This is a genomic window from Nocardioides sp. OK12, from assembly GCF_024341885.1.
In the GTDB taxonomy this organism is placed as follows: Bacteria; Actinomycetota; Actinomycetes; order Propionibacteriales; family Nocardioidaceae; genus Nocardioides; species Nocardioides marinisabuli.
The window spans coordinates 21111-45165 of the sequence record NZ_BNET01000003.1; the positions used below are offsets into that span (position 1 = coordinate 21111).

Here is a 24055-nt window from a genome sequence, read left to right on the forward strand (position 1 = left end):
CGGCGTACCGCCGTGGGTCGAGCGACCGTCGATACCTGGTGACCCCATGGCGTGCGGCGAGGTCCGCGCAATTCTTGTGGGGTCTCGGCGACGCGCGTCGCTGGCGCTCCTTGCTGCTCGACCAACGGAGCGTCGTACGGCGTGGACTCGCGCCGGCGCGGGGGCGAGCGCGTGACCCCGGGTCCCCGCACTCGTTGTGTCGGTCGTCACCACCCACCAGGAGCACACATGCGTCGAGTCACCGCCCTGGCCACCGCGGCCGCCACGCTCGCCACCCTGGGGCTCAGCGCCCTGGGCGGCCCGGCCGCCCCGTCGGCGTACGCCGCGACCGGCGAGGTCAGGGTGAGCGAGGGCTGCGTGGGCAGCGTGCCCGAGCCGGGCGGGAGCGACGCGGTCGAGATCTGCTACTCGCTGTTCCGGCCCGCCGGGGCGACGCGCAAGAGGCCGGTGCCGATGATCGTGCACAGCCACGGCTGGGGCGGCTCGCGCACCACCGACCCCGCCTCCTTCGAGACCTTCCTCGACGCGGGCTACGGCGTGCTCTCCTTCGACCAGCGCGGCTGGGGCGAGTCCGGCGGCCACGCCCATGTCGAGAACCCTGCCTTCGAGGGCCACGACGTACGACGCCTGGTGCGGCTCGTCAGCCGCCTCGGGTGGGTGCAGCAGGACCGCCCGGGCGACCCGCGCCTCGGCGCGATCGGTGGCTCCTACGGGGGCGGCTACCAGTTCCTCGGCGCCTTCGAGTCGCTGCGCACCAAGGGCCGCCCGGTCTTCGACGCGCTGGCCCCGCAGATCACCTGGAACGACCTCTCCTCGAGCCTGGCTCCTGAGGGTGTCGTGCGCACCGAGTGGGCGCTGCTGCTGGCCGCTGCCTCGGTGCCCGCCGACGCGCTGCCGCAGAACGTCTACAAGGCGCTCCTCGAGGGGGCTGCTCTCGGTGAGTGGCCCGACGGCTCGGTGCCCGGCACCGAGGACATGGCCTCCTTCATGAGGAGGAACGGCCCCGCGTGGCACGTCTCGAAGGGACGCCGCCTCGACATCCCGGTCCTGCTCGGCCAGGGCACCACCGACGGCCTGTTCCCGCTCCAGGAGGGTCTGGAGAACTGGCGCACCGCGCTGACTCCGAAGGCCCGCAGGCAGAGCATCTTCGTCGGCTACAACGGCGGCCACGTGCTGCCGGCCGTGCTCCCGATGGGCGTCTCGATCACCTCCGACCCGTGCAGCAAGGCACTGGCCGGCGGCAGCTTCGAGCAGCTCTCGCTGCGGTTCTTCGACGAGCAGCTGCGCGGGCAGGACACCGGCCTGGCCGGCTACGGCCGCCTGCACATCGCCACGCCCACCGACGAGTGCCTGACCACGCGCGCCGAGCGCCCCAACCGCAGCATCGAGATCGGCACCGTGGCCAGCTCGACCGCCGCCGGCCTGCCCCTGGCGACCGAGATCGCCGCAGGCCCGTTCACGGTGGCCGGCTCGGCGTACCTGACCGCCGACGTGACCGCGGTCGGTGTCGAGAACCGCGCCTTCTACGGCCTGGCCGTCGGCACCTCGCCGGCGAACGCGCGCCTGGTGCAGAACAACGTGCTCCCGCTGCGCGAGCCGCTGCCCGTGGTCGGGGAGAAGCGCCGCATCCCGCTGCCCGCCGTGGGCGTCGACGTGCCCGCGGGGCAGAGCCTCTACCTGCTGGCCAGCCCGGTCAGCGAGACCTTCGTGGGCATGAGCAGCCGCACCCCGGGTGTCATCGTGCTCGAGGACACGGTGGTGCACCTGCGCCGCCTGGTGGCTCGCCGCCCTTAACCTGGGCCGGTGCTCCCCCGCTCACGCACCACCGCCCTCGCGCTCGCCGTCGTGCTCGCGGGTCTCGGCACGCCCGCGCTGGCCGACGAGTCCCCCACGGGTCGGGCCCCCCTCGCCGCGACCGAGCCCGGGGTCCCGGCCGGCGGGGTCGACGGTCCGCACAGCTCCGACGGGGTGCGCGGTGAGGTCGCCCCGCGCGCCGTGGCGCGCGACGACGAGCCGGGCACGCGGGTGGTGCTCGAGCAGCGCCGCATCGCCCCGGGCGTGAAGTTCTCCTCGTGGAGCGAGACCGACTCGCGCGGCCCGGTGCGCTCCCACCTGCTCGCCGTCGACCTCGACGAGAGCAGCCTCCAGCTCGACTACGCCGCACCGACCACGGTGGCCGCCACCGACGACGTGATGTCCCTGGCGCGAGCCCGCGAGGCGATCGCTGCCGTCAACGGCGACTTCTTCGACATCGGCCGCACCGGTGCCCCGCTGGGCGTCGGCCGCTCGGTGACCCGCGGGCTGTTCAACGCCCGGGCCAGCGGCTGGAACTCGGCGTTCTACCTCACCAGGAAGGGCCGCCCCCAGGTCGGCGAGGTGACCCTGCGCGGCGCCATCAAGGAGCGCCCCGCCGCCACCGTCACCAACTTCAACTCCCACTTCGTGGCGCCCGGCGGCATCGGCGTCTACACCCAGCGCTGGGGCTCCTCGCCGGGGTACGCCGTCACGCAGGGCCAGGAGAAGGACGTGCGGATGGTCGAGGTGCGCGACGGCCGGGTCGTGGCCAACCGCGCCAGGCTGCGCCCCGGCTCGAAGATCCGCGGGCTCGTGCTCGTCGGCCGCGGCGAGGGCGCCAAGCAGCTGCGCAAGCTGCGGCGCGGCTCTGCGACCGTGCGCTGGTGGCTGGGCGGACGACCCTCGATGGTCGTCACCGGCAGCAAGGCCCTCATCGACGAGGGCGTGGTGCAGGTCGTCGACGACACCGAGATGCACCCGCGCACCGCGGTCGGCATCGACCGCGACACCAACGAGGTGCTGCTGCTGGTCGTCGACGGCCGCTCCTCGACCAGCCGCGGCCAGACCCTCGTCGAGCTGGCCCGCACGATGGTCGAGCTGGGCGCCGACGAGGCGCTCAACCTCGACGGCGGCGGCTCCAGCACCATGGTGGCCCGCGAGCAGGGGGCGCTGCAGGTGCAGAACTCGCCCTCCGACGGGTCGCTGCGCCAGGTCGCCAACGGCCTCGTCGTCACCCAGCGCTGAGCGTGCCGGCCTCGAGCACCACGACCGCGACGGTGGTCATCGCCGCGAAGCACTGACGCCCCGGGCTCGGCACCGGGCCGGGCTCGAGCACCACGCCAGCCGGCGTACGGCGCACCGTGACGCTGGTCGGCTCGTCGCAGCCGATGGCGACCACCTGGGCGGCCAGCTCCTCGTCGCCCCCGACCTCGAGGGCGTCGGCCGCCTCAACCACGTCGGCGGCGAGGTCCTCTCCGAGGTCGGCGGTGAAGGCGTCCATCGCCGCGTCGTCGCCCACGGCCACCGCCACCTCGCCCGCCACCTCGCCCGGCCCCTCCCCCGCGTCGGTCGCCGTCACCAGGCGCTGCCGGAGCACCACGGGCTCGGTCTCGGCGGAGTCGCCGACGCTCGCGGCAGCGCCGTCGGCGCCCCGCGGCTCCGGGTCCCCGCCGCACGCCACCAGCGAGGTGGCCACGAGCAGCGCAGCAGGCAGGTGCAGGAGGGTTCCGAGAGGTCGCATGAGGATGCGACGGTACCCACCGCAGCGCGGTTCCCGCGCCGGTCTGGGTCGTGGCCCGGGTCGTGGCCCGGGTCGTGGCCTGGGTCGTGGTCTGGGTCGTGGTCTGGGTCGTGGCCCGGTGACGCGCCAGGGCGCGGCCTCGGGCACACGACCCGAACCACAAGCCGGACCACAAGCCCGGGCGTGGGAGGCTCGGGGCGTGGGTCGATCGTTCTCGCGCGCCGAGCTGGAGTCCTTCCGTGACGCGGAGGTGCCCGACCTGCTGGGCCCCGACGTACGGCTGCTCTTCGTCGGCATCAACCCCGGGCTGTGGACCGCCGCGACCGGCACCCACTTCGCCCACCCCGGCAACCGCTTCTACCCCGCGCTGCTGCGCGCGGGAGTCATCACCGAGCCGGTCGACCCGGCGGCGGGGATGAGCGAGGCCGAGCGCGACGTGCTGCGCCGCCGCGGCATCGCCATCACCAACCTGGTGCGCCGCGCCACCGCGAAGGCCTCCGAGCTGACGCGCGACGAGCTCGTCGAGGGCGGCGAGCGGCTGCGCGCCCTGGTGGCCGAGGTGCGTCCGCGCGTGGTCGCGGTCGCCGGGGTGACCGCCTACCGCAGCGCCTTCGGCCAGCCGAAGGCCCAGGTCGGGCGCCAGCCCGAGCCGCTGGCCGGCAGCGAGCTGTGGGTGGTGCCCAACCCCTCGGGCCTCAACGCGCACGAGACCGTCGCCACCCTTGCCGAGGCGTACGCCGAGGTCGGACGCGCCGCCGGCATCATCGACGCTGGCACGATGCGTCGATGAACACGATCGACGTCAGCCAGGTGGACGAGCGCGACTCGTCCTGGGAGCGCCCGGGTCATCGCTACCGGGTCTACGTCCAGGGCGGGGCGCGCGCCGGCACCGCAGAGACGACCGGCGGCACGACCGCGACCTACGACGTCACCGGCGCCGACGTCCTGCAGGTCGTCGACTGGGCCCAGCGCCAGGCCGGGGCATCGGCGACGTACGCCATCGCCCTCGTCGTCGAGGACCCCCGCGACGGCCGCGGGCTGGTGTGGCTGGTGGGGATGGACGGCAACGACTGGAGCGACGAGCCGCACGAGCAGCTGGTGCGGCGGCGGATGCTCGCACGGCGCACCGCACCCGTCACCGTCGCCGAGGCGGACCGGATGCCGGTGGACGTCGAGGTGCGTCCCTGGGGAGCCTGAGGCTCGCGCCGGGGCCAGGACCTCAGCGGGGCAGCTGCTGGTCCTTGCCCATCACGGTGAGCCCGTCCTGCACGATCAGCCCGCGCGCCAGGTCCTCCTCGGGGTCGACGCCGATCCGCGCACCCGCGGGCACCACGACGTTCTTGTCGAGGATCGCGTCCTTCACCACCGCGCCGGCACCGATGATCACGCCGTTGAGCAGCACCGAGCCGCTCACGTCGGCGCCCGAGTCGACCCAGCAGGCCGGCGAGAGCACCGAGCGGCGCACCTGGCCTCCGGTCACCACGACGCCGGGCGAGAGGACCGCCTCGTCGGTGACACCGGGGGTGCCGTCGGCGCCCTGGACGACCTTGACCGGGGGCTGCGGGCCGTACGAGGTGTAGATCGGCCAGTCGAAGTTGTAGAGGTTGAAGACCGGCAGCGGCGAGACGACGTCCATGTGGGCGGCGTAGTAGGAGCCGAGCGTCCCGACGTCGCGCCAGTAGCCGCTGTCGCGCTGGGTCGCGCCGGGGACCACGTTGTCCTTGTAGTCGTAGACCCCGGCCTGCGAGCGGCGCACGAACGCCGGCACGATGTCGCCGCCCATGTCGTGCTTGGAGCCCGTGGTCGTGGCGTCGCGGGTCACCGCCTCGACCAGCGCGTCGGCGTCGAAGACGTAGTTGCCCATCGAGGCCAGCACCTCGCCGGGGCTGTCGGGCAGCCCGGTGGGGTCGGTCGGCTTCTCGAGGAAGTCGCGGATGCGTGACGGCTCGTCGGGGTGCACGTCGATGACGCCGAACTGGTCGGCCATCCCGATCGGCTGGCGGATCGCCGCCACGGTGCAGGCCGCGCCGCTCTCGACGTGCTGCTCGACCATCTGCGCGAAGTCCATGCGGTAGACGTGGTCGGCGCCGACCACGACCACGATGTCGGGCTTCTCGTCCTTGATCAGGTTCAGCGACTGGAAGATCGCGTCGGCGCTGCCGAGGTACCAGTGCTTGCCGACGCGCTGCTGCGCCGGCACCGGGGTGACGTAGTTGCCCAGCAGCGTCGACATCCGCCAGGTCTGCGAGACGTGACGGTCGAGGCTGTGCGACTTGTACTGCGTCAGCACGACCACCTTGAGGTAGCCGGAGTTCACGACGTTGCTCAGCGCGAAGTCGATGAGCCGGTAGATCCCGGCGAAGGGCACGGCCGGTTTGGCGCGGTCAGCGGTCAGCGGCATCAGGCGCTTGCCCTCGCCCCCCGCCAGCACGATCGCCAGGACCTTCTTGCGCGCCGCGGATCTCATGGGCCCACCGTACTGCCCTGTGACCGGCGACACGCTCGACTGCCCACAGGTCCGGCAGGGCGAGTAGGTTCAGCAGGGTGCGAGTCGATGTGCTGACCAAGGAGTACCCACCCGAGGTGTACGGCGGCGCCGGCGTGCACGTCGCCGAGCTGGTGCGCGCGCTGCGGGCGCGCGACGACCTCACCGCCCGGGTCCACGCGTTCGGCGCGCCCCGGGCCGAGGACCTGACCTCCTCCTACGCCGAGCCCGCCGAGCTCGAGGGTGCCAACGCGGCGCTGCGCACGATGGGCGTCGACCTGGCCATCGCGGCCGGCTGCGCCGGCACCGACCTGGTGCACTCCCACACCTGGTACGCCAACCTCGCCGGTCACCTGGCCGGCCTGCTGCACGACGTGCCCCACGTCGTCTCGGCGCACTCCCTGGAGCCGCTGCGGCCGTGGAAGGCCGAGCAGCTCGGCGGCGGCTACCGCCTCTCCTCGTGGGTCGAGCGGACGGCGTACGAGTCGGCGGCCGCGGTCATCGCGGTGTCGGCGGCGATGCGCGACGACGTGCTGCGCTCCTACCCCGCCGTCGACCCCGCCCGGGTGCACACGGTGCACAACGGCATCGACACGGCGCTGTGGACCCCGGTCGACGACCCCGAGCGGGTACGCCGCCTGGGCGTCGACCCCGACCGCCCGTCGGTCGTCTTCGTCGGGCGGATCACCCGCCAGAAGGGCCTGCCGCTCTTCCTGCGCGCCGTGGCCGCGCTGCCGCCCGACGTGCAGGTGGTGCTGTGCGCGGGCGCCCCGGACACCCCCGAGATCATGGCCGAGGTCGAGGCGCTGGTCGCCGACCTGCGCACCGGGCGCGACGGCGTCGTGTGGATCGCCGACATGCTGCCGCGCGCCGACGTGGTCGCCCTGCTCAGCGCCGCCACCGTCTTCGCCTGCCCCTCGGTCTACGAGCCGCTGGGCATCGTCAACCTCGAGGCGATGGCCTGCGAGACCGCCGTGGTGGCGACCGCGACCGGGGGCATCCCCGAGGTGGTCGTGGCGCCCGGTGGCGAGGCCGCGGCGACCGGGCTGCTGGTCCCGATCGAGCAGGCCGACGACGGCAGCGGCACGCCCCTCGACCCTGAGCGCTACGTCGCCGACTTCGCCGAGGCGCTGACGTCGCTGGTCACCGACCCCGAGCGGGCCGCGAGCATGGGCCGGGCCGGGCGCGAGCGGGCCGTCGCGTCCTTCGGGTGGCCGGCGATCGCCGAGCGCACCATGGAGGTCTACCGCTCGGTGCTGTGAGCGGCCCGGCTGTCAAGGCCCGCACCCCTCGGCTGTGGAGCGGCCACGCCCCGTCCGCCCGGCGCCGGTGGCCTGTGGAGAGCCGGTCGCGGGAGGGACCGCGACGCGGCAGCGTGACGGCCATGGACACCACACCGGACCCCACTCCCCTCGCCCACCACCGCCCCGTCGTGCGCACCCAGAGCGACCTGCTGCAGCTGTGGCGCGGTCTGATGGGCGACCTCGGCTTCACGCGCTCCTCCACCTGGGTGCTGCACCTCGACGAGGACGACCGGCCCACCCGACGGTTGCTGGAGATCGACGACTGCGCGGGCGAGCCCGTCGCCGACGACCTCGACTCCCTCACCACCATGCTGCTGCGGGTCGCCGGCACCCCGCCGGGCCGCTGGGTCTTCCTGCGCAGCCGGCCCGGCTCGCACGGGCCCGACCGCACCGACCGCGCCTGGGCGCGGGGGCTGGCCCAGGCCTGCCGCCGCGCCGGGGTCGTCACCGACGTGGTGCACCTGGCCACCGACCAGCGGCTGGTGCCGCTGCCCGCCGACGACCTGGTGGGCGACGACGTGATGGGCGACGACGTGATGGGCGACGACCTGCCGACCTCGGCCTGAGCCCCGCATCGGTACGGTCAGCACGTGCAGACAACCGACGTGCTGACCCTGCTCCGGACCGTGGGCGAGGAGGTCGTCGAGCCCCGCTTCCGCAGCCTCGCCGACGCCGAGGTGATGGAGAAGAACCCCGGCGACCTGGTCACCGTCGCCGACCGCGAGGCGGAGGTCCGCATCACCGAGGTCCTCGAGCGCGAGCACCCGGGCGCCGTCGTGCTCGGCGAGGAGGCCGCCGAGGAGGACGACTCGGTCCTCGAGCGCTTCGCCACCGCCGACCACGCGTTCACCGTCGACCCGGTCGACGGCACCAAGAACTTCGTCCGCGGCTCGCCCGACCACGCCATGATGATCGCCGAGCTGCGTGACGGCGAGGTCGTGCGCAGCTGGATCTGGCAGCCGCAGCACCGCACGGCGTACGTCGCCGAGCGCGGCCGCGGCGCCTGGCGCAACGGGGAGCGGCTCACCCGCCCGCCGGTCGGCGAGCACCTGCGCGGGGTCACCTCGCGCCGCAGCTGGATCGGCCGCGCGCTCGGCACCCTGGGTGCGCTGGAGCTGACCTGGGTCTGCTGCGGCGTCGACTACCCGCGCGTGGTCGAGGGCGGCGCCGACTACGCGCTCTACCGCAAGACCAAGCCGTGGGACCACGCACCGGGTGCGCTGCTGCTCAGCGAGGCCGGCGGGGTGCTCGGCACCTTCGACGGCGAGCCCTACCGGCCGCAGGCGCCCGCCCCCGCGGGGCTCGTCGCGGCCGCCGACCGGGCGACGTACGACCTGGTGCGCGGGCTGCTGCACGCGCTGCCCGGGCTGTGAGCGCGATGACCACCTGGCTGCCCGCCGGCACCACCAAGACGATGTACCTGGTGCGCCAGGACCCGACGCCGTTGGGCGGTCCGGACCTGCGCGCCGGTCTCGCCGGGGCCGGGGCGCTGCGGGTGCAGCTCAACCTCGACGACGAGCACGTCGCGCCTGCGCTGCGGCTGAGCACGGCAGCCCCGGTGGCCGCGGTGCTCAGCGTCTGGTCCGACCCCGCGCACGACCCGGCCGAGGTGGCCGCGGTCGTCACCGACGCGGTCGGGCCGACCTCGGGCTGGCTGGTCGACGAGCGGCGTCGCCTCGACCCCGCCGAGACCTACGACGGCTCCCGCGCCGAGGAGCTGGCCAACGTGGCCCTGCTGCGCCGTCCGCCCGAGCTCGACCGGGCCACCTGGCTGCAGCGCTGGCTGGTCGACCACACGGGTGTCGCCATCCGCACCCAGGCCACCACCGGCTACGTGCAGAACGTCGTCGTCGCACCCCTGGGCCGCGTCGCCCCCGAGGACGCGCGCGTCGAGGCGCTGGTCGAGGAGCTGTTCCCCGCTGCCGCCGTGCACGACGTGCACGACTTCTACGGCAGCGGGGGCGACGACGCCGAGCTGGGGCGACGCCTGGAGCAGCTGATGGCCAGCGTCGCGCGCATCGGCGCCGACCGCGACCTCGACCTGGTGCCGAGCAGCCGGCACCTGTGGGACCTCGGTCCCGCGGATCAGCCGCGGGCGCCCAGCGAGCGCCAGTAGTCGTTGATCGCGCCGTTGGTCTTGACGAACCAGACGATCGGGCCGACCAGGATGAACATGCCGGGGAAGTACCACAGCCCGGTGGCGCCGCTGACCGTGCGCCGGCGACCGGCGCGCTCCTGCATCGTGCCGACCTCGGCCGAGGTCAGGTAGGGCATCACGATGCCCACGAAGATCGCGAGCACGAGCGCGACCACGCCCCCGATGCCCTGACCGGTGTGGCGCTTCATCTCCTCGTGCACCTTGAACCACCAGTACCAGCCGTAGATCCCGAAGGTCACCACGAACAGCAGCATCGCCACCCCGGTGCTGCGCACCTCGCCCACCGGACCGGGACCCTGCGGCTGCGCCTGGCCGTAGGCCTGCGGGGCGTAGCCGTAGGGCGGCGGCGGCTGCTGGCCCGCGACGGGCTCCCCCGTCGGGGGCGGCGGCGGGAAGGGGCTCTGCTCGGACACGGGACCTCCAGGTATCGGGCTCGGAGCCGTGACCCTACCGACCCCCGGACGCCACCGGCGTAGTCCGTTCGGGCCATGCCGCGCACCGGTCGGGCACATCTGGGCCTCGAGCGGCCGGATCCCGCCCGAGGACCTCCCGCGCGGGCGCCGGGCACCCCACAGTGGGTGCCACGCCGTCCCCCGACGTCGCCCCCCATCCCCCCAGGACCCGCCCCCGCCCCCGCCCGCAGAGAGGCCCGCCGTGCCGTCGCCGTACGCCCCCGGTCGCTACCGGGCCACCCCCACGCTCGGTGGCGGTGCCCGGCACCTGGCGCTGCGCTTCTCCTACGGGCTGACCCCCGGGCTGGTCTCGGCGGTCAAGGGGGCGGGGGGCGGGCTGGCCTGGTTCGACGCCCAGCTCGACCGGCCCTACGACGCCACCGCCGACGCCTCGCTGTGCGACTGGTGGCCCGACCTGCACCTCGACGCCGCCACGATCTGGCAGCGCCAGGTCAGCGGCGGCCGCGGCACCTGGGAGGTGATGGCCGACTACGCACGGCGGCTGCTGGTGCGCCGGATGACCTCGCCGCACCAGGTGCACGAGGTGATGACCGACTTCTGGGAGTCGCACCTGCACGTGCCGGCCAACGGCGACTCGCAGGGCGTCTGGCGCGCGTCGTACGGCGACGTGGTGCGCCGCCACGCGCTGGGGCGCTTCGACGAGCTGCTCGTCGAGGCGGTCACGCACCCCGCGATGCTGATCTTCCTCGACAACGCGACCTCCACGAAGTCGCACCCCAACGAGAACCTCGGGCGCGAGCTGCTCGAGCTGCACACGGTCGGGGTCGGCGCCCACACCGAGGCCGACGTGAAGGCCTCGGCGCGCATCCTGACCGGCTGGCGGGTCGACCTGTGGCGCACCTGGGAGGCCTCCTACTCGCCCCAGGACCACTGGACCGGCCCCGTCGCCGTCGGCGACTTCCGCGACGCCAACACCGACCCCGACGGGCGCAGGCTGACCCGCCGCTACCTGCGCCACCTGGCCCACCACCCCGCCACCGCGCGCCGCATCGCGCGCAAGCTGGCGACCAAGTTCATCAGCGACACCCCCTCCGAGCAGGTGGTCGACGAGCTCGCCGAGGTCTACCTGGCCCACGACACCGCGGTGGTGCCGGTGCTGCGCGCGCTGGTGCGCACCCAGGAGTTCCGCAAGGCCAAGGGCCAGAAGCTGCGCGACCCCGCCGAGGACGTCGTGGCCTCCTACCGGGCGCTGGGCGCCGCGGTGGTCGCTCCCCGCGCCGACGACCACGCGGCCAACGCGGTGCTCTGGCAGAGCGACGCCGTCGGGATGCGCCCGGCGGCCTGGCCGCGCCCCGACGGCCCGCCGCTGCACGGCGACCCGTGGGCCTCGCCCAGCCGGGCGCTGGCCTCGATGGAGGTGCACTGGTCGCTGGCCGGCGGCTGGTGGCCCAAGAAGGGCGTCACCTGGCAGTCGCCGCAGCAGTGGGCCCCTGAGCTGCCGATCGAGTTCCGCGACCTCGTCGACCACCTCTCCCGGGCGGTGCACGGACGCCGCTCGAGCCGCCAGCTGCTGCGCGCGGCGTGCGACGCGGTCGAGACCCGCCCCGGCGAGCGGATCACCGGCGACCACCGGCTGATGGCCTGGCAGTTCAACCGGCTGCTGGGCGTCCTGCTCGACCATCCCCACCACTACCACCGCTGAGGCCACCTTGAGCACCCCCGAGCTCACCGCCCCCACCGGCTCCGGCGCCTCCTGCGGCTGCGCCGAGTACGCCGCCGTGTCGCGCCGCGGACTGCTGCGCGGCATGGGCGCCGCCGCCCTGACCTGGAGCGTCGGCTCCGCCGTCGTCAGCGCCGCCGGGCCGGCGCTGGCCGCCACCACCACCTCGACCGCGACCGACGGGTCGGTCGTGGTGGTGCTCTCGCTGCGCGGCGCGGCCGACGGGCTGTCCCTGGTCGTGCCCCACGGCGACCCGGCCTACTACGCGGCGCGCCCGCGGATCGCCGTACCGGCCGAGAGGCTGCTGGTGCCCGACGGCTTCTTCGGCCTGCACCCCTCGCTCGAGCCGTTGCTGCCGCTGTGGCGGGCCGGCAGGCTGGCCGGTGTGCACGGCACCGGGCTGCCGGTGGTCAACCGGTCGCACTTCGCGGCCATGGAGGCCGTCGAGGACGCCGCCCCCGGCTCGACCGAGCGGGTCGGCTGGCTCAACCGGCTGCTCGGCGAGCTGCCCGGCTCCTCCCCGCTGCAGGGGCTCGCGGCCGGCCGGGCCGAGGTGCCGACCTCGCTCTTCGGCCCCGAGCCGGTGATGGGCTTCCGCTCCCTGGAGCGGACGCGCATCGCCGGCGACGACAAGTGGGACCCCAACGGCACCCGGGTGCGGTCGCTGGAGCGGATGTGGAAGCGCTCCTCCGACCCGATGGGCCGGGCCTTCCGCTCGGCCATGGCGGCCGTCGACGACCTCGAGCCCGCCCGCGCCCAGGCCGACCGCAGCGCGGCGTACCCCGACGACGACCTGGGCCGCGCGCTGGCCTCGGTGGCCCGCACGCTGCGCGGCGACGTCGGCGTCTCGCTGGTCACCGTCGACCACGGCGACTGGGACATGCACACCGACCTCGGCACCCTGGGCTGGGGCCGGATGCGGCGCGAGGCCGAGTCGCTGGCCAGCGGCATCGCCGCCTTCTTCGACGACCTCGGACCGGTCGCCGACCGGGTCACCCTGGTGACGGTCTCGGAGTTCGGCCGCCGGGTGGCCGAGAACGCCAACCACGGCCTCGACCACGGCTGGGGCACCGTGATGCTGCTGGCCGGCGCCGGCGTGCGCGGCGGCTACCACGGCTCGTGGACCCCGCTCGGCACCGGCCTGGACGCCGACGTGCCCGTCACCACCGACTACCGCTCCGTGCTCGCCGAGGTCGTCGCCGCCCGCACCCCCGCCTCCCCCGCCGTCGTCTTCCCCGGCTTCCAGCGCGAGCGGGTCGGGGCGATGCTCGGCCAGTAGCGCGAGCCGGCGCCACTTCCTCGCCGAGCCGGCGCCACTTCCTCGCCGAGCCGGCGCTACTTCCCCTCGCCGGGGTCGGCCGCGGTCCCGTTGACCCGCTCGTGCAGCCGGGCGCGCACCTCGTCGGGCGTCAGGCGCGCACGCCGTCGCTGGTCGCGCGCCACCACCACCCCGGTAGCCGCGACCCCGGCCAGGCCGGCCACGCCCAGCACCTTCCACACCCTGCTCGCATCCATGGCCCAGACTCTCCCACCATGGAGCACCAGCACCCCCGGCACCGCGGCCCCGGCCGACGCCGACCGGGCAGCCGGATCGGCCTCGACGAGGCGGTCGAGCTGACCCGCACCGGCGACCTGTGGCTCTTCCGCGGCCACTCGGCGGCCGACCACGCGATCCGGGTGCTGACCAACGCGCCGGTCAACCACGTCGGGATGGCGGTGGTCCTCGACGACCTGCCCCCGCTGATGTGGCACGCCGAGCTCGGCAAGGGGCTCGTCGACGTGTGGAGCGGCAAGCACCAGCGCGGGGTGCAGCTGCACGACCTGCGGGCGGCCGTCGGGCAGTGGACCGGCCGCTACGAGCAGCGCGCCTGGCTGCGCCAGCTCGACGTCGAGGTCACGCCCGCGATGGAGGACGCCCTGCTGGCCAGCATCGCGCGCCTCGACGGCACCCCGTTCCCCAGCACCGCAGCCCTCGTGGGCCGCTGGGCGCGCGGTCGGGTACGCCGCGCGGCACCCGCCGAGCTGACCTACTGCGCCGAGGTGGTCGCGTCGTCGTACGTCGCGATGGGCCTGCTGCCCGACGACCTGCCGAGCAACTACTACGACCCGGGCACCTTCTGGTCGGGCGACGCGCTGGCGCTGCAGCACGGCGCCCGGCTGGGTGAGGAGATCGCCGTCGACGTCTGAGCCGCCGCCCGTTTGGGCGCCGGCCACAACCCCGTCTGGTCGGGCCGCCACGGGGTCGGTCCACGGTGGGATCCTGCTGCGCCGGACGTTGCGCCGAGGGGCCATGATGGACAGGACCCGCCCCTCGCGCCGCGAGGCGCCACCCGATCCGAGAGAGGCCCCGGATGCAGCTTGCCCTGTCCGCCGAGGACCAGAAGTTCCGCGAGCAGATGCGCACCTTCTTCACCACCGAGGTGTCCGAGGACATCCGTCGCGCGGTGATCGAGGGACGTGAGCTCACCAAGGAGCAGATCGTCGAGAGCCAGCAGACCCTCAACAAGGCCGGCCTGGCGGTGCCGCACTGGCCGACCGAGTGGGGCGGGCAGGACTGGAGCGACCTGCAGCGCCACATCTGGAACGAGGAGATGCAGCGCGCCGGCGTCCCGACGCCGCTGGCCTTCAACGCCAGCATGATCGGCCCGGTGCTCGCGCAGTTCGGCAGCCAGGAGATCAAGGAGCGGTTCCTGCCCAAGACCGCCAACCTCGACATCTGGTGGAGCCAGGGCTTCTCGGAGCCCGACGCCGGCTCCGACCTGGCCAGCCTGCGCACCACCGCGGTCAAGGACGGCGACGACTGGGTCGTCAACGGCCAGAAGACCTGGACCACGCTGGGCCAGTACGGCGACTGGATCTTCACGCTCGTGCGCACCGACCCCGACGTCAAGAAGCAGGCCGGCATCTCGATGCTGCTCATCGACATGACCAGCCCGGGGCTGACCGTGCGCCCCATCGAGCTGATCGACGGCGGCCACGAGGTCAACGAGGTCTGGTTCGAGGACGTGCGCGTGCCCGCCGAGAACCTCGTCGGCGAGCTCAACAGCGGCTGGACGATCGCCAAGTTCCTGCTCGGCAACGAGCGGGTCGGCGTCGCACCCGTCGGCACCACCAAGCGCATCCTGGCCCGGGCCAAGTCGCTGGCCGGCGAGCGGGCGAGCGAGCCGCTGCTCGCGGCCCGCATCGCCGAGCTCGAGAACGACCTGCTCGCGCTCGAGCTGACCGCGCTGCGCGTGGTCGCCCACTCCGCCGACGGCGAGCCGCACCCGGCCTCCTCGGTGCTCAAGCTGCGCGGCACCGAGCTGCAGCAGGCGGTCAGCGAGCTGATGGTCGACCTGGCCGGCCCGGCCAGCATCGCCTCCGGCGCGGGCGAGGACAGCGCCCTCGACGAGTGGACCCACCACACGACGCCGACGTACCTCAACCTGCGCAAGGCCTCGATCTACGGCGGGTCCAACGAGATCCAGCGCCAGATCATCAGCCGCACGATCCTGGGACTGTGAGGAGCAGACATGGACTTCACCTATGACGACGAGCAGGACGCCCTCCGCGACGCGGTGCGCGGGCTGCTGACCAAGGCGTACGGCGACTTCGAGCAGCGCCGCCAGACCACCAAGGTCGACCCGGGCTTCTCCGAGAAGACCTGGACCCAGATGGCCGAGATGGGCCTGCTGGGCCTGCCGTTCTCGGAGGACGACGGCGGGGTCGGCGCCGGCCCGGTCGAGATCGCGATCGTGTGCCAGGAGCTGGGCCGCGTGGTCGCCCCCGAGCCCTACCTGCACGCCGTGGTGCTGGCCGGTGGCCTGGTCGCCGCGTGCGGCAGCGCCGAGCAGCGCGGCGAGCTCCTCGGGGCGCTCTCCGCCGGCGAGCGGCTGCTGGCCTTCGCCCACGACGAGCCCGGCTCGCGCTGGGCCGCCACCGCGAGCGGCGTCAGCGCCACCGAGGACGGCGGGTCGTGGACGCTGAGCGGCACCAAGGAGCCCGTGGTGCAGGGCGCGCGCGCCGACACCCTCGTGGTCAGCGCGCAGCTGCCCGACGGCGGCACCGGCCTCTTCGTCGTCGACGGCGAGGCGGCCACCCGCACCGGCTACCCGACGTACGACGGCGGGCGCGCGGCGAAGGTCGTGCTCGACTCGACCCCGGCGACGCCGCTGGGCGAGCCGGGCCGCGACCTGACCTCGAGCATCGCCACCATCCTCGACCTGGGCCGGATCATGGCCGGCAACCAGGCGATCGGGGCGATGGAGGTCGCGCTGCGCCAGACCACCGAGTACCTCAAGAGCCGCAAGCAGTTCGGGGTGCCGCTGAGCACCTTCCAGGCGCTGACCTTCCGGGCCGCCGACATGTACGTCTCGCTCGAGCTGGCCACCAGCCTCGTGCAGTGGGCCACCATGGTCGTCGAGAGCGGCGACCCGGACGCGGTGCGCGACGCCGCGGCCCGCGCGGGGCTGCAGGTCAGCCGGGCCGGGCGGCACGTGGGCCAGGAGGCGATCCAGCTCCACGGCGGCATCGGCATGACCGCGGAGTACGCCGTCGGCTCCTACACGTCGGTGCTGACGATGCTCGAGCACCTGCTCGGCGACGGCTCCCACCACCTGGCCGGCCTGTCCGAGCGGATCACCGACCACGAGGACCTCGACCCCCTCGCCATCGCCTGATCCTGCTCGGTCCAGCTCCACCTCGCTCGTCCCACCGGCCGGGCGGCGCCTGCGGGCGTCGCCCGGCCGAGCTGCGTCCGGAGGCCGGCGCAGGTGTGGACGGCGAGCAGGTGGGTAGACGTGCGGTGGTGACCCGACGACCGCGCACCGCGCCTGCCGCCCTCGCCCTGCTCGCCCTCCTCGCCGCCGGGGGCCTGAGCGCCTGCGGCGACGACGCGGAGACCGGCACCGCCGACGACACCTCCACCTCGGCCTCCGCGGGCACCGACGGGGGCGATGGCACCGACGACCCCGAGGGGGCCGGGTCCACCGAGGACAGCCAGGAGGTCAGCACCGACCAGGTCACGCTGCGCCTGCCCGGGGGCTGGGAGAGCCTCGACGCCGAGGAGGCGCTCGCCCAGGCCGACGGCGAGGACGGGACGCTCGCCTCGATCGCCGAGCGCCTCGGCGTCCCGCCCGAGCAGCTCGAGGCCACCCTGCAGAACGTCGACCTGGTCGCGGTCGCCGACGGCGGCGCCCAGGACGGCGTGCTGACCAACGTCAACGTGCTGCACCAGTCCGGCGAGCTGCCCGGCGAGGACGAGTTCGCCGCCCAGCTCGAGCAGTTCGCCGACACCACCGGCGACGTCGCCACCGTCGAGGCCCCGGTCGGCGACGTGCTGCGCGCCGACTACCAGCTCGACATCAACGGCACCGCCGGCCAGTTCGAGGTGCTGCTGGCCCAGGTCGGCGGTGACGTCGTCACCATCACCGTCACCTCCGCCGACGCCGCCGACGCAGCGGAGGTCGCCGACCTGGTCGTGGCCACCCTCGACGCGGCCTGACCCAGCGCCAGGGGCGGTCGAGCAGGGGCGGCGCCGTACGCCGACCGCTCACGGGGTCTCGGCGACGCTCGACCAGTCGCGTCGCTCAGGCGCCGGCCATCCGCAGGGCCAGGTCGCGGTAGTGGGCGGCGACCTGCTCGGGGGTCCAGCCGGCGTCGTCGCGGTACCAGCGCGCGACGTCGATGCCCAGGGAGAGCAGGGCGGTGGCGGTCATGGCGGGGTGGGGGGTGGCCAGGACGCCGGCGGCGACGCCGCGCTCGATGACGTCGCGCACCACCGCGTCGATGCGCCGGCGCAGGTCCATGATCTCGGCCAGGTGCTCGGCACTCAGCGCGGCCATCTCGTAGTTGATGACCCGCGCCGTGGTGTGGGTCAGCGCGTGGTGGCGCACGAACTCCTCGACCAGCACGGTCAGCTGGGCGACGGGGTCGTCGTGCCCGGCCACGGCTGCCTCCACGAGCGCGAGCGTGCGCAGGTGCCCCTCGCGCGAGATCAGGTGCAGCAGCTCCTCCTTGGAGCGGTGGTGCACGTAGAGCGCGGCGGGGCTCATCCCGGCGCCGGCGGCGATGTCGCGCGTCGTGGTGCCGTGGAACCCGCGCACCGCGAAGGCGGCCACCGCGGCCTCGAGCAGGCGCTCGCGCGCGTCGGTGGGTGAGGGTTGACGAGCGGCGGCCATGGCGTCAGAGTAAGCAAGCGCTTAGTCAGAGCGCAACGACCCACTCGAGAGGGAGCACCATGCAGGGACTCAAGGGCCGCACCGCCGTCGTGACCGGCGCCAGCCGCGGGATCGGCCTGGGCATCGCCCAGCGACTCGTCGACGAGGGCGCGCGCGTCGTGCTGACCGCCCGCAAGCCCGAGGCCCTCGAGGAGGCCGTCGCCGCGCTGGGCGGCCCCGAGGTCGCGCTCGCCGTGGCCGGCAAGGCCGACGACCCCGCGCACCGCGAGGAGGTCGTCACCCGCGCCGTCGAGACGTTCGGCAGCCTCGACCTGCTGGTCAACAACGCCGGCATCAACCCCGCCTACGGCCCGCTGGTCGACCTCGACCTCGACGCCGCCCGCAAGATCGTGGAGGTCAACGCGATCGGCGCGCTGGCCTGGGTGCAGGCCGCGCACCGCGCCTGGATGGGCGAGCACGGCGGCTCGGTCGTCAACATCTCCTCGGTCAGCGGCGTCAAGCCCGCCCCCGGCATCTCGATGTACGGCGCCAGCAAGGCCATGATGATCTCGCTGACCGAGTCGCTGGCCGTCGAGCTCGGCCCGAGCATCCGCGTCAACGCCGTGGCGCCCGCGGTGGTCAAGACCCAGTTCGCCTCCGCGCTCTACGAGGGCCGCGAGGAGGAGGTCGCCTCGCAGTACCCCCTCAAGCGCCTCGGCGTGCCCGAGGACGTCGCCGGCGCGGTCGCCTTCCTGCTCTCCGACGACGCCGGCTGGGTCACCGGCCAGACGATGCTCATCGACGGCGGCGTCACCCTCACCGGCGGCGTGTGATGGCCGGCCACGAGGCCCTGGCCGACCGCGGCGCGGTCGTCACCGGCGCCGCCGGCGGCATCGGCCGGGCGCTGGCCACCCGCCTGGTGGCCGAGGGCGCCCGGGTCGTGGTCAACGACCTCGACGCCGACGCCGTACGCCGCACGGCCGAGGAGATCGGCGCGGTCGCCGTCCCGGGTGACTGCTCCTCCGACGAGGGCGTGCGCGCCCTGGTCGAGCAGGCCACCGCCGAGCTGGGCCGCATCGACGTCTACCTGGCCAACGCCGGCATCGACGGCGCCGGCGGGCCCGACAGCCTGCAGACCCCCGACGACGTGTGGGAGCGCGTGGTCGACGTCAACGTGATGGCCCACGTGCGTGCCGCGCGGCTGCTGGTGCCCGAGTGGGTCGCCTCCGCCGAGGCGGGCGGCCCTGGCGGCCGCTTCGTGGTGACCGCGTCGGCCGCCGGCCTGCTGACGATGATCGGCAGCGCGCCGTACTCGGTGACCAAGCACGCCGCGGTCGGCTTCGCCGAGTGGCTCTCGGTCACCTACGGCCACCGCGGCGTGACGGTGCAGGCAATCTGCCCCCAGGGCGTGCGCACCCGGATGCTCGAGGAGGCCGGCCCGCTGCAGGACCTGCTCTCCCACGACGAGGCGCTGACCCCCGAGACCGTCGCAGGCTGCTGGGTCGAGGCCCTGGCCGACGACCGCTTCCTGGTGCTGCCGCACCCCGAGGTGGCGGGCTACTACGCCGCCCGCGCCACCGACACCGACCGGTGGCTCGCCGGGATGCGCCGGCTGCAGGGCAAGCTCGACGAGCACCTGGCCGGGCCCGCATGAGCGGCTCCCTGCCCGGCCTCGACGTCGCCGCCGTCCAGCGCTGGTACGACACGCAGCGACCTGGCGACATGCCGCCGCCCGAGGAGGTCGAGGCCCGGCTGCTGGCCGGCGGCCGCTCCAACCTCACCTACGCGCTGCACGTGCGCGAGGACCCCGCCCGCCGCTGGGTGCTGCGCCGTCCCCCGCTCGGCCACGTGCAAGCGACCGCCCACGACATGGGCCGCGAGTTCCGGGTGATGGACGCGCTCGCCCCCACGCCCGTGCCGGTGCCGCAGATGTACGCCCACTGCGCCGACGACTCCGTCCTCGGGACGCCCTTCTACCTGATGGAGGTCGTCGACGGCGTGGCGCTGCGCCGCGCCGCCGAGCTCGAGCCGCTCGGCCCGCAGCGCACCCGCGACCTGGTCGAGCGGATGGTCGGGGTGCTCGCCGACCTGCACGCCGTCGACCCCGGCACGGTCGGCCTGGGCGACCTCGGTCGACCGGCCGGGTTCCTGGAGCGCCAGGTCCGTCGCTGGGGCCGCCAGCTCGAGGGGTCGCGCAGCCGCGACCTGCCCGACGCCGACCTGCTGCTCGAGCGGCTGGCCGCCCACGTGCCGCCCGACGGCGCGCCCGCGGTGGTGCACGGCGACTACCGGCTCGACAACCTGCTCGTCGACCCCGACCACGCCCAGCCGGTGCGCGCAGTCGTCGACTGGGAGATGGCCACCCTCGGCGACCCGCTCACCGACCTGGCCCTGCTGGTGGTCTACGACCGGCTCGCCGACCTGGTCGCCGGCTCCGGCGCCTCGGTCGCCGACGCCGGGCTCGCCGACGTCTCCACCGCACCGGGCTACCCCTCGCCCGACGACCAGCTGACGGCGTACGCCGCCGCCTCGGGGCGCGACCTGGGCCCCATGGACTTCCACCTCGGCCTGGCCCACCTCAAGCTCGCCGTCATCCTCGAGGGCATCCACTACCGCCACGCCCACGGCCAGACCGTCGGCGAGGGCTTCGACGCCATCGGCGAGGCGGTGCCGCCGCTGCTGGCGGCCGGCCTGGCCGCCACCTCGCACCTCTGACCCCCGGAAGGGACCCCACCATGGACTTCGCCTTCGACACCCGCACCGAGGAGCTCCGCGAGAGCCTGCTCGACTTCATGGACACCCACGTCCACCCCAACGAGCAGGTCTTCGCCGACCAGCTCGCCGGGCTCGAGGACCGGTGGGCCTGGTCGACGGCCCCGGTGCTGCAGGAGCTGCGCGCCGAGGCCCGCAGCCGCGGCCTGTGGAACCTCTTCCTGCCGGTGGGCCACTACGGCGACCTGGGCGCCGGGCTGACCAACCTGCAGTACGCCCCGCTCGCCGAGATCACCGGCCGCGCCGGCCACCTCGCCCCAGCGGCCCTCAACTGCGCGGCGCCCGACACCGGCAACATGGAGGTGCTGGCGATGTTCGGCACCCCCGAGCAGCAGGAGCGCTGGCTGCGCCCGCTGATGGAGGGCCAGATCCGATCGGCGTTCGCGATGACCGAGCCCGACGTGGCCTCCTCCGACGCCACCAACATCGAGACCTCGATCGTGCGCGACGGCGACGAGTACGTCATCAACGGCCGCAAGTGGTGGATCACCGGGGCGATGAACCCGCAGTGCGAGGTCTTCATCGTGATGGGCAAGACCGACCCGAGCGCCTCGCGGCACCGCCAGCAGAGCCAGATCCTGGTCCCCCGCGACACCCCCGGGCTCACCGTCGTGCGCCCGATGCACGTGATGGGCTACGACGACCACGAGCACGGCGGCCACGCCGAGCTGCGCTTCGAGGACGTGCGGGTGCCGGTCGCCAACCTGATCGGCGAGGAGGGCGGCGGCTTCGGCGTCGCGCAGGCCCGGCTCGGCCCCGGCCGCATCCACCACTGCATGCGCGCCATCGGCGTGGCCGAGAAGGCCATCGAGCTGATGTGCACCCGCGCCGACTCGCGGGTCGCCTTCGGCCGCGCGATCTCCGAGCAGGGCGTCGTCCGCGACTGGATCGCGGAGTCCCGGGTGCGCCTCGAGCAGCTGCGGCTGCTGGTGCTCAAGACCGCCTGGATGATGGACGACGTGGGCGCCCGCGGCGCCCACACCGAGATCCAGGCCATCAAGATCGCCACGCCCAGGACGGTGCAGTGGATCCTCGACAAGGCCATCCAGGTGCACGGCGCCGGCGGCCTCTCGCAGGACTTCCCGCTCGCCAACGCCTACGCCTCGATCCGCACCCTGCGCTTCGCCGACGGCCCCGACGAGGTGCACAAGAACGCCCTGGCCAAGGCCGAGATCCGCAAGCAGACCGCGACCTCGTGAGCGAGCAGCGCAGCGACCTCGAGCAGCGCGTCACCGCGCTGCTCGAGGCCCACGACCCCGCCACCACCGGGCGCGCCGCGTTCCTGCGCGCCCGCTGGGACGCAGGCCTCGCCTGGGTGCACTTCCCCGTCGGCCTCGGCGGGCTGGGCCTGCCCCGCGACCTGCAGGCGTACGTCGACGACCTGCTGGCCGCCGCCGGCGCGCCCGACAACGCCCCCGAGCGCAACGGCATCGGCCTGGGCATGGCCGCCCCGACGATCCTGGCCCACGGCACCCCCGAGCAGCACGAGCGCTTCCTGCGGCCCCTGTGGCTCGGCGAGGAGATCTGGTGCCAGCTCTTCTCCGAGCCCGGTGCCGGCTCCGACCTGGCCGCCGTGGCGACCCGGGCGGTGCCCGACGAGGCCACCGGCGAGTGGGTCGTCAACGGCCAGAAGGTGTGGACCTCCTCGGCCCACCTGGCCGACTTCGCCATCCTCGTCGCGCGCACCGACCCCGACGTGCCCAAGCACGGCGGGCTGAGCTACTTCCTGCTCGGCATGCGCGAGCCCGGCGTCGAGGTCCGGCCGCTGCGCCAGCTCACCGGCGAGGCCGAGTTCAACGAGGTCTTCCTCACCGACGTGCGGGTGCCCGGCGACCAGCTGCTCGGCTCGGTCGGCGAGGGCTGGCCGATCGCCAACACCACCCTCAACAGCGAGCGGGTCTCGATCGGCGGCCAGGCCGTGCCGCGCGAGGCCGGCATGGTCGGCAAGGTCGCCGAGACCTGGCGCACGCACCCCGGGCGTCGTACGCACGGCGCGCACCAGCGCCTGCTCGACCTGTGGGTGCAGGCCGAGGCCGCCCGGATCACCGGCAGCCGGGTGCGCCAGCAGCTGGCCGTCGGCGCCCCCGGGCCGGAGGGCTCGGCCACCAAGCTGGTCTTCGCCCGGCTGGCCCAGCAGCTCTCCGCGCTCGAGGTCGAGCTGCTCGGCGAGGAGGGCCTGCGCTACGACGACTGGACCCCGACGCGGCCCGAGAAGGTCGACTTCACCGGCCGCGACGCGGGCTACCGCTACCTGCGCGCCAAGGGCAACTCGATCGAGGGCGGCACCTCCGAGATCCTGCGCAACATCATCGCCGAGCGCGTCCTCGGCCTGCCCGGCGAACCGCGCGTCGACAAGGACGTGGCGTGGAAGGACCTGCCCCGATGACCACCCCCACGCTGCCCCCCGCCCCCGACCTCGACCTGCTCGCCACCGACGTCGAGACCGACCTGCGCCGCTCGGTGCGCGCGGTGCTCGCCAAGACCTGCCCCACCGAGGCGCTCACCGCGCTCGCCGACGGCACCGACGAGGTCTCGGCCGCCGCCTGGTCGGCACTGACCGACGACCTGGGGCTGGCCGCGCTGCTGGTGCCCGAGGAGCACGGCGGCGCCGGCGCCGGGCCGCGCGAGGCGGCCGTCGTGGCGGAGGAGTGCGGGCGCGCCTGCGCCCCGGTGCCGTTCCTGACCAGCGCCGTGCTGGCCACCGACCTGCTCGTCACCCTCGGCGCCACCGAGGCGCTGGGCCGGCTCGCCGAGGGCGGCACCGCGGCCCTCGTCGTCCCGGCCGCCACCCGCTCCGCGCAGGGCTGGTCCCGGGGCGCGGCCGTCTCCGCGACCGGGGGCCGCCTGGTCGGCGACGTGCGCGGTGTGGTGGGGCTGCCCGCCGACCTGCTGCTCGTCCCCGTGGCCGGTCCCGACGGGCCCGCCCTGCACCTGGTCGAGGCAGGCGCGGAGGGCGTCACCCTGACCGCGGTCACCTCGCTCGACGCCACCCGCCCGCTCACCGACGTCCACCTCGACGTCCCGCTCGACGGGGCGGGCACGCCCCTGGCCACCGGCGAGATGGTCACCGCCGCGCTCGACCACGCGCTGGCCACCGCCGCCGGCCTGCTGGCCGCCGAGCAGGCCGGCCTCGCCGCCTGGTGCCTGGAGCAGACCGTCGCCCACCTCTCCGAGCGCCGCCAGTTCGGGCGCGTGGTCGGTGGCTTCCAGGCGCTCAAGCACCGCCTCGCCGACCTGTACGCCGAGGTCGGCCAGGCCTCAGCCGTCGCGGCCCACGCGGCCGCCGCGCTCGCCGAGGGCACCGACGTACCCGTGTCGGTGGCGGTGGCGCAGGCCTTCTGCTCCGAGGTGGCGGTGCACGCCGCCGAGGAGGCGGTCCAGCTGCACGGCGGGCTCGGGATGACCTGGGAGAGCCCGGTGCACCTGCGGCTCAAGCGGGCCAAGGCCGACCACGTGCTGCTCGGCAGCCCCGACGCCCACCGCGACGCCCTCGCGACCCTGGTCGGCCTGCCCGGCCCCGAGGCAGGATGA

At 74.5% G+C, this 24055-nt stretch carries 25 protein-coding genes; 20 read left to right on the forward strand and 5 right to left on the reverse strand.

Features of this window, described 5'->3' with window-relative positions:
• Positions 1–228: 228 nt before the first annotated feature.
• Together OCU29_RS07285 and OCU29_RS07290 are read left to right on the forward strand one after the other, a co-directional pair.
• The gene (locus tag OCU29_RS07285) at positions 229–1794 is read left to right on the forward strand and encodes an alpha/beta fold hydrolase (protein ID WP_261819396.1); all 1566 of its coding nucleotides are present in this window, start codon (positions 229–231) and stop codon (positions 1792–1794) included.
• A gap of 9 nt (positions 1795–1803) precedes the next feature.
• Positions 1804–3039: a phosphodiester glycosidase family protein gene (locus OCU29_RS07290; protein WP_261819397.1), complete on the forward strand. Its 1236-nt coding sequence runs from the start codon at positions 1804–1806 to the stop codon at positions 3037–3039.
• On the opposite strand, the gene OCU29_RS07295 is transcribed toward OCU29_RS07290, so the two are convergent.
• A complete protein-coding gene (locus tag OCU29_RS07295; RefSeq protein ID WP_261819398.1) occupies positions 3026–3535 on the reverse strand; it encodes a hypothetical protein in 510 nt (169 codons plus the stop codon). The two genes, OCU29_RS07290 and OCU29_RS07295, sit on opposite strands and share 14 nt — an antisense overlap.
• A 199-nt stretch (positions 3536–3734) precedes the next feature.
• On the opposite strand from OCU29_RS07295, the gene OCU29_RS07300 reads away from it, so the two are divergent.
• A complete protein-coding gene (locus tag OCU29_RS07300) occupies positions 3735–4325 on the forward strand; it encodes a mismatch-specific DNA-glycosylase (RefSeq protein WP_261819399.1) in 591 nt (196 codons plus the stop codon).
• Entirely contained in the window at positions 4322–4732 is a 411-nt protein-coding gene (locus OCU29_RS07305) for a hypothetical protein (protein WP_261819400.1), read from the forward strand. The genes OCU29_RS07300 and OCU29_RS07305 overlap by 4 nt, the downstream gene beginning before the upstream one ends.
• 22 nt (positions 4733–4754) lie before the next feature.
• Here OCU29_RS07305 and OCU29_RS07310 read toward each other — a convergent pair whose 3' ends face one another.
• Complete coding sequence (locus tag OCU29_RS07310) at positions 4755–6002, reverse strand: glucose-1-phosphate adenylyltransferase (RefSeq protein WP_179614185.1); 1248 nt, start codon at positions 6000–6002, stop codon at positions 4755–4757.
• Between the two features lie 77 nt (positions 6003–6079).
• Between OCU29_RS07310 and glgA the strand changes: the two genes are divergently transcribed.
• The 4 genes from glgA (at position 6080) to OCU29_RS07330 (ending at position 9440) form a co-directional block, all read left to right on the forward strand.
• Positions 6080–7282 carry a glycogen synthase gene (glgA, locus tag OCU29_RS07315; protein ID WP_261819401.1) on the forward strand — a complete coding sequence of 401 codons (1203 nt, stop codon included), beginning with the start codon at positions 6080–6082 and terminating at the stop codon, positions 7280–7282.
• A gap of 122 nt (positions 7283–7404) precedes the next feature.
• Positions 7405–7890 (forward strand): hypothetical protein, encoded by a 486-nt coding sequence (locus OCU29_RS07320; RefSeq protein ID WP_261819402.1) that lies wholly within the window; start codon positions 7405–7407, stop codon positions 7888–7890.
• A 24-nt stretch (positions 7891–7914) separates the two neighbouring features.
• A complete protein-coding gene (locus OCU29_RS07325) occupies positions 7915–8697 on the forward strand; it encodes an inositol monophosphatase family protein (protein WP_261819403.1) in 783 nt (260 codons plus the stop codon).
• Positions 8698–8702: 5 nt separating this feature from the next.
• Positions 8703–9440: a hypothetical protein gene (locus tag OCU29_RS07330; RefSeq protein ID WP_261819883.1), complete on the forward strand. Its 738-nt coding sequence runs from the start codon at positions 8703–8705 to the stop codon at positions 9438–9440.
• On the opposite strand, the gene OCU29_RS07335 is transcribed toward OCU29_RS07330, so the two are convergent.
• Positions 9410–9895, reverse strand: a complete 486-nt coding sequence (locus OCU29_RS07335) for a DUF4234 domain-containing protein (RefSeq protein WP_261819404.1) — start codon at positions 9893–9895, stop codon at positions 9410–9412. The two genes, OCU29_RS07330 and OCU29_RS07335, sit on opposite strands and share 31 nt — an antisense overlap.
• Before the next feature lie 241 nt (positions 9896–10136).
• On the opposite strand from OCU29_RS07335, the gene OCU29_RS07340 reads away from it, so the two are divergent.
• Together OCU29_RS07340 and OCU29_RS07345 are read left to right on the forward strand one after the other, a co-directional pair.
• Positions 10137–11597, forward strand: coding sequence for a DUF1800 domain-containing protein (locus OCU29_RS07340; protein ID WP_261819405.1), 1461 nt, complete (start codon positions 10137–10139; stop codon positions 11595–11597).
• A gap of 7 nt (positions 11598–11604) precedes the next feature.
• Positions 11605–12894: a DUF1501 domain-containing protein gene (locus OCU29_RS07345; protein ID WP_261819406.1), complete on the forward strand. Its 1290-nt coding sequence runs from the start codon at positions 11605–11607 to the stop codon at positions 12892–12894.
• A 56-nt stretch (positions 12895–12950) separates the two neighbouring features.
• On the opposite strand, the gene OCU29_RS07350 is transcribed toward OCU29_RS07345, so the two are convergent.
• Entirely contained in the window at positions 12951–13130 is a 180-nt protein-coding gene (locus OCU29_RS07350) for a hypothetical protein (RefSeq protein ID WP_261819407.1), read from the reverse strand.
• An 18-nt stretch (positions 13131–13148) separates the two neighbouring features.
• On the opposite strand from OCU29_RS07350, the gene OCU29_RS07355 reads away from it, so the two are divergent.
• From OCU29_RS07355 to OCU29_RS07370, 4 genes are all read left to right on the forward strand, one after another.
• Positions 13149–13802, forward strand: a complete 654-nt coding sequence (locus OCU29_RS07355) for a hypothetical protein (RefSeq protein WP_261819408.1) — start codon at positions 13149–13151, stop codon at positions 13800–13802.
• A 164-nt stretch (positions 13803–13966) separates the two neighbouring features.
• Entirely contained in the window at positions 13967–15118 is a 1152-nt protein-coding gene (locus OCU29_RS07360) for an acyl-CoA dehydrogenase family protein (protein WP_261819409.1), read from the forward strand.
• 9 nt (positions 15119–15127) lie between these two features.
• Positions 15128–16273: an acyl-CoA dehydrogenase family protein gene (locus OCU29_RS07365; protein WP_261819410.1), complete on the forward strand. Its 1146-nt coding sequence runs from the start codon at positions 15128–15130 to the stop codon at positions 16271–16273.
• 128 nt (positions 16274–16401) lie between these two features.
• Positions 16402–17097, forward strand: coding sequence for a hypothetical protein (locus OCU29_RS07370; protein ID WP_261819411.1), 696 nt, complete (start codon positions 16402–16404; stop codon positions 17095–17097).
• 85 nt (positions 17098–17182) lie between these two features.
• Here the strand turns inward: OCU29_RS07370 and OCU29_RS07375 are convergent, their stop codons facing one another.
• On the reverse strand, positions 17183–17773 hold the full coding sequence (locus OCU29_RS07375) for a TetR/AcrR family transcriptional regulator (protein ID WP_261819412.1): 591 nt from the start codon (positions 17771–17773) through the stop codon (positions 17183–17185).
• A gap of 59 nt (positions 17774–17832) precedes the next feature.
• Between OCU29_RS07375 and OCU29_RS07380 the strand changes: the two genes are divergently transcribed.
• Genes OCU29_RS07380 through OCU29_RS07405 form a run of 6 tightly spaced genes read left to right on the forward strand, consistent with a single transcriptional unit; the run spans position 17833 to position 24055 of the window.
• Complete coding sequence (locus OCU29_RS07380) at positions 17833–18585, forward strand: SDR family oxidoreductase (RefSeq protein ID WP_261819413.1); 753 nt, start codon at positions 17833–17835, stop codon at positions 18583–18585.
• Positions 18585–19406, forward strand: coding sequence for an SDR family NAD(P)-dependent oxidoreductase (locus tag OCU29_RS07385; protein ID WP_179614200.1), 822 nt, complete (start codon positions 18585–18587; stop codon positions 19404–19406). The genes OCU29_RS07380 and OCU29_RS07385 overlap by 1 nt, the downstream gene beginning before the upstream one ends.
• A complete protein-coding gene (locus tag OCU29_RS07390) occupies positions 19403–20467 on the forward strand; it encodes a phosphotransferase family protein (RefSeq protein WP_261819414.1) in 1065 nt (354 codons plus the stop codon). Before OCU29_RS07385 ends, OCU29_RS07390 begins: the two co-directional genes overlap by 4 nt.
• Positions 20468–20487: 20 nt before the next feature.
• Positions 20488–21723 (forward strand): acyl-CoA dehydrogenase family protein, encoded by a 1236-nt coding sequence (locus OCU29_RS07395; protein ID WP_179614202.1) that lies wholly within the window; start codon positions 20488–20490, stop codon positions 21721–21723.
• Entirely contained in the window at positions 21720–22910 is a 1191-nt protein-coding gene (locus OCU29_RS07400) for an acyl-CoA dehydrogenase family protein (RefSeq protein ID WP_261819415.1), read from the forward strand. Before OCU29_RS07395 ends, OCU29_RS07400 begins: the two co-directional genes overlap by 4 nt.
• Positions 22907–24055, forward strand: coding sequence for an acyl-CoA dehydrogenase family protein (locus tag OCU29_RS07405; protein ID WP_261819416.1), 1149 nt, complete (start codon positions 22907–22909; stop codon positions 24053–24055). The genes OCU29_RS07400 and OCU29_RS07405 overlap by 4 nt, the downstream gene beginning before the upstream one ends.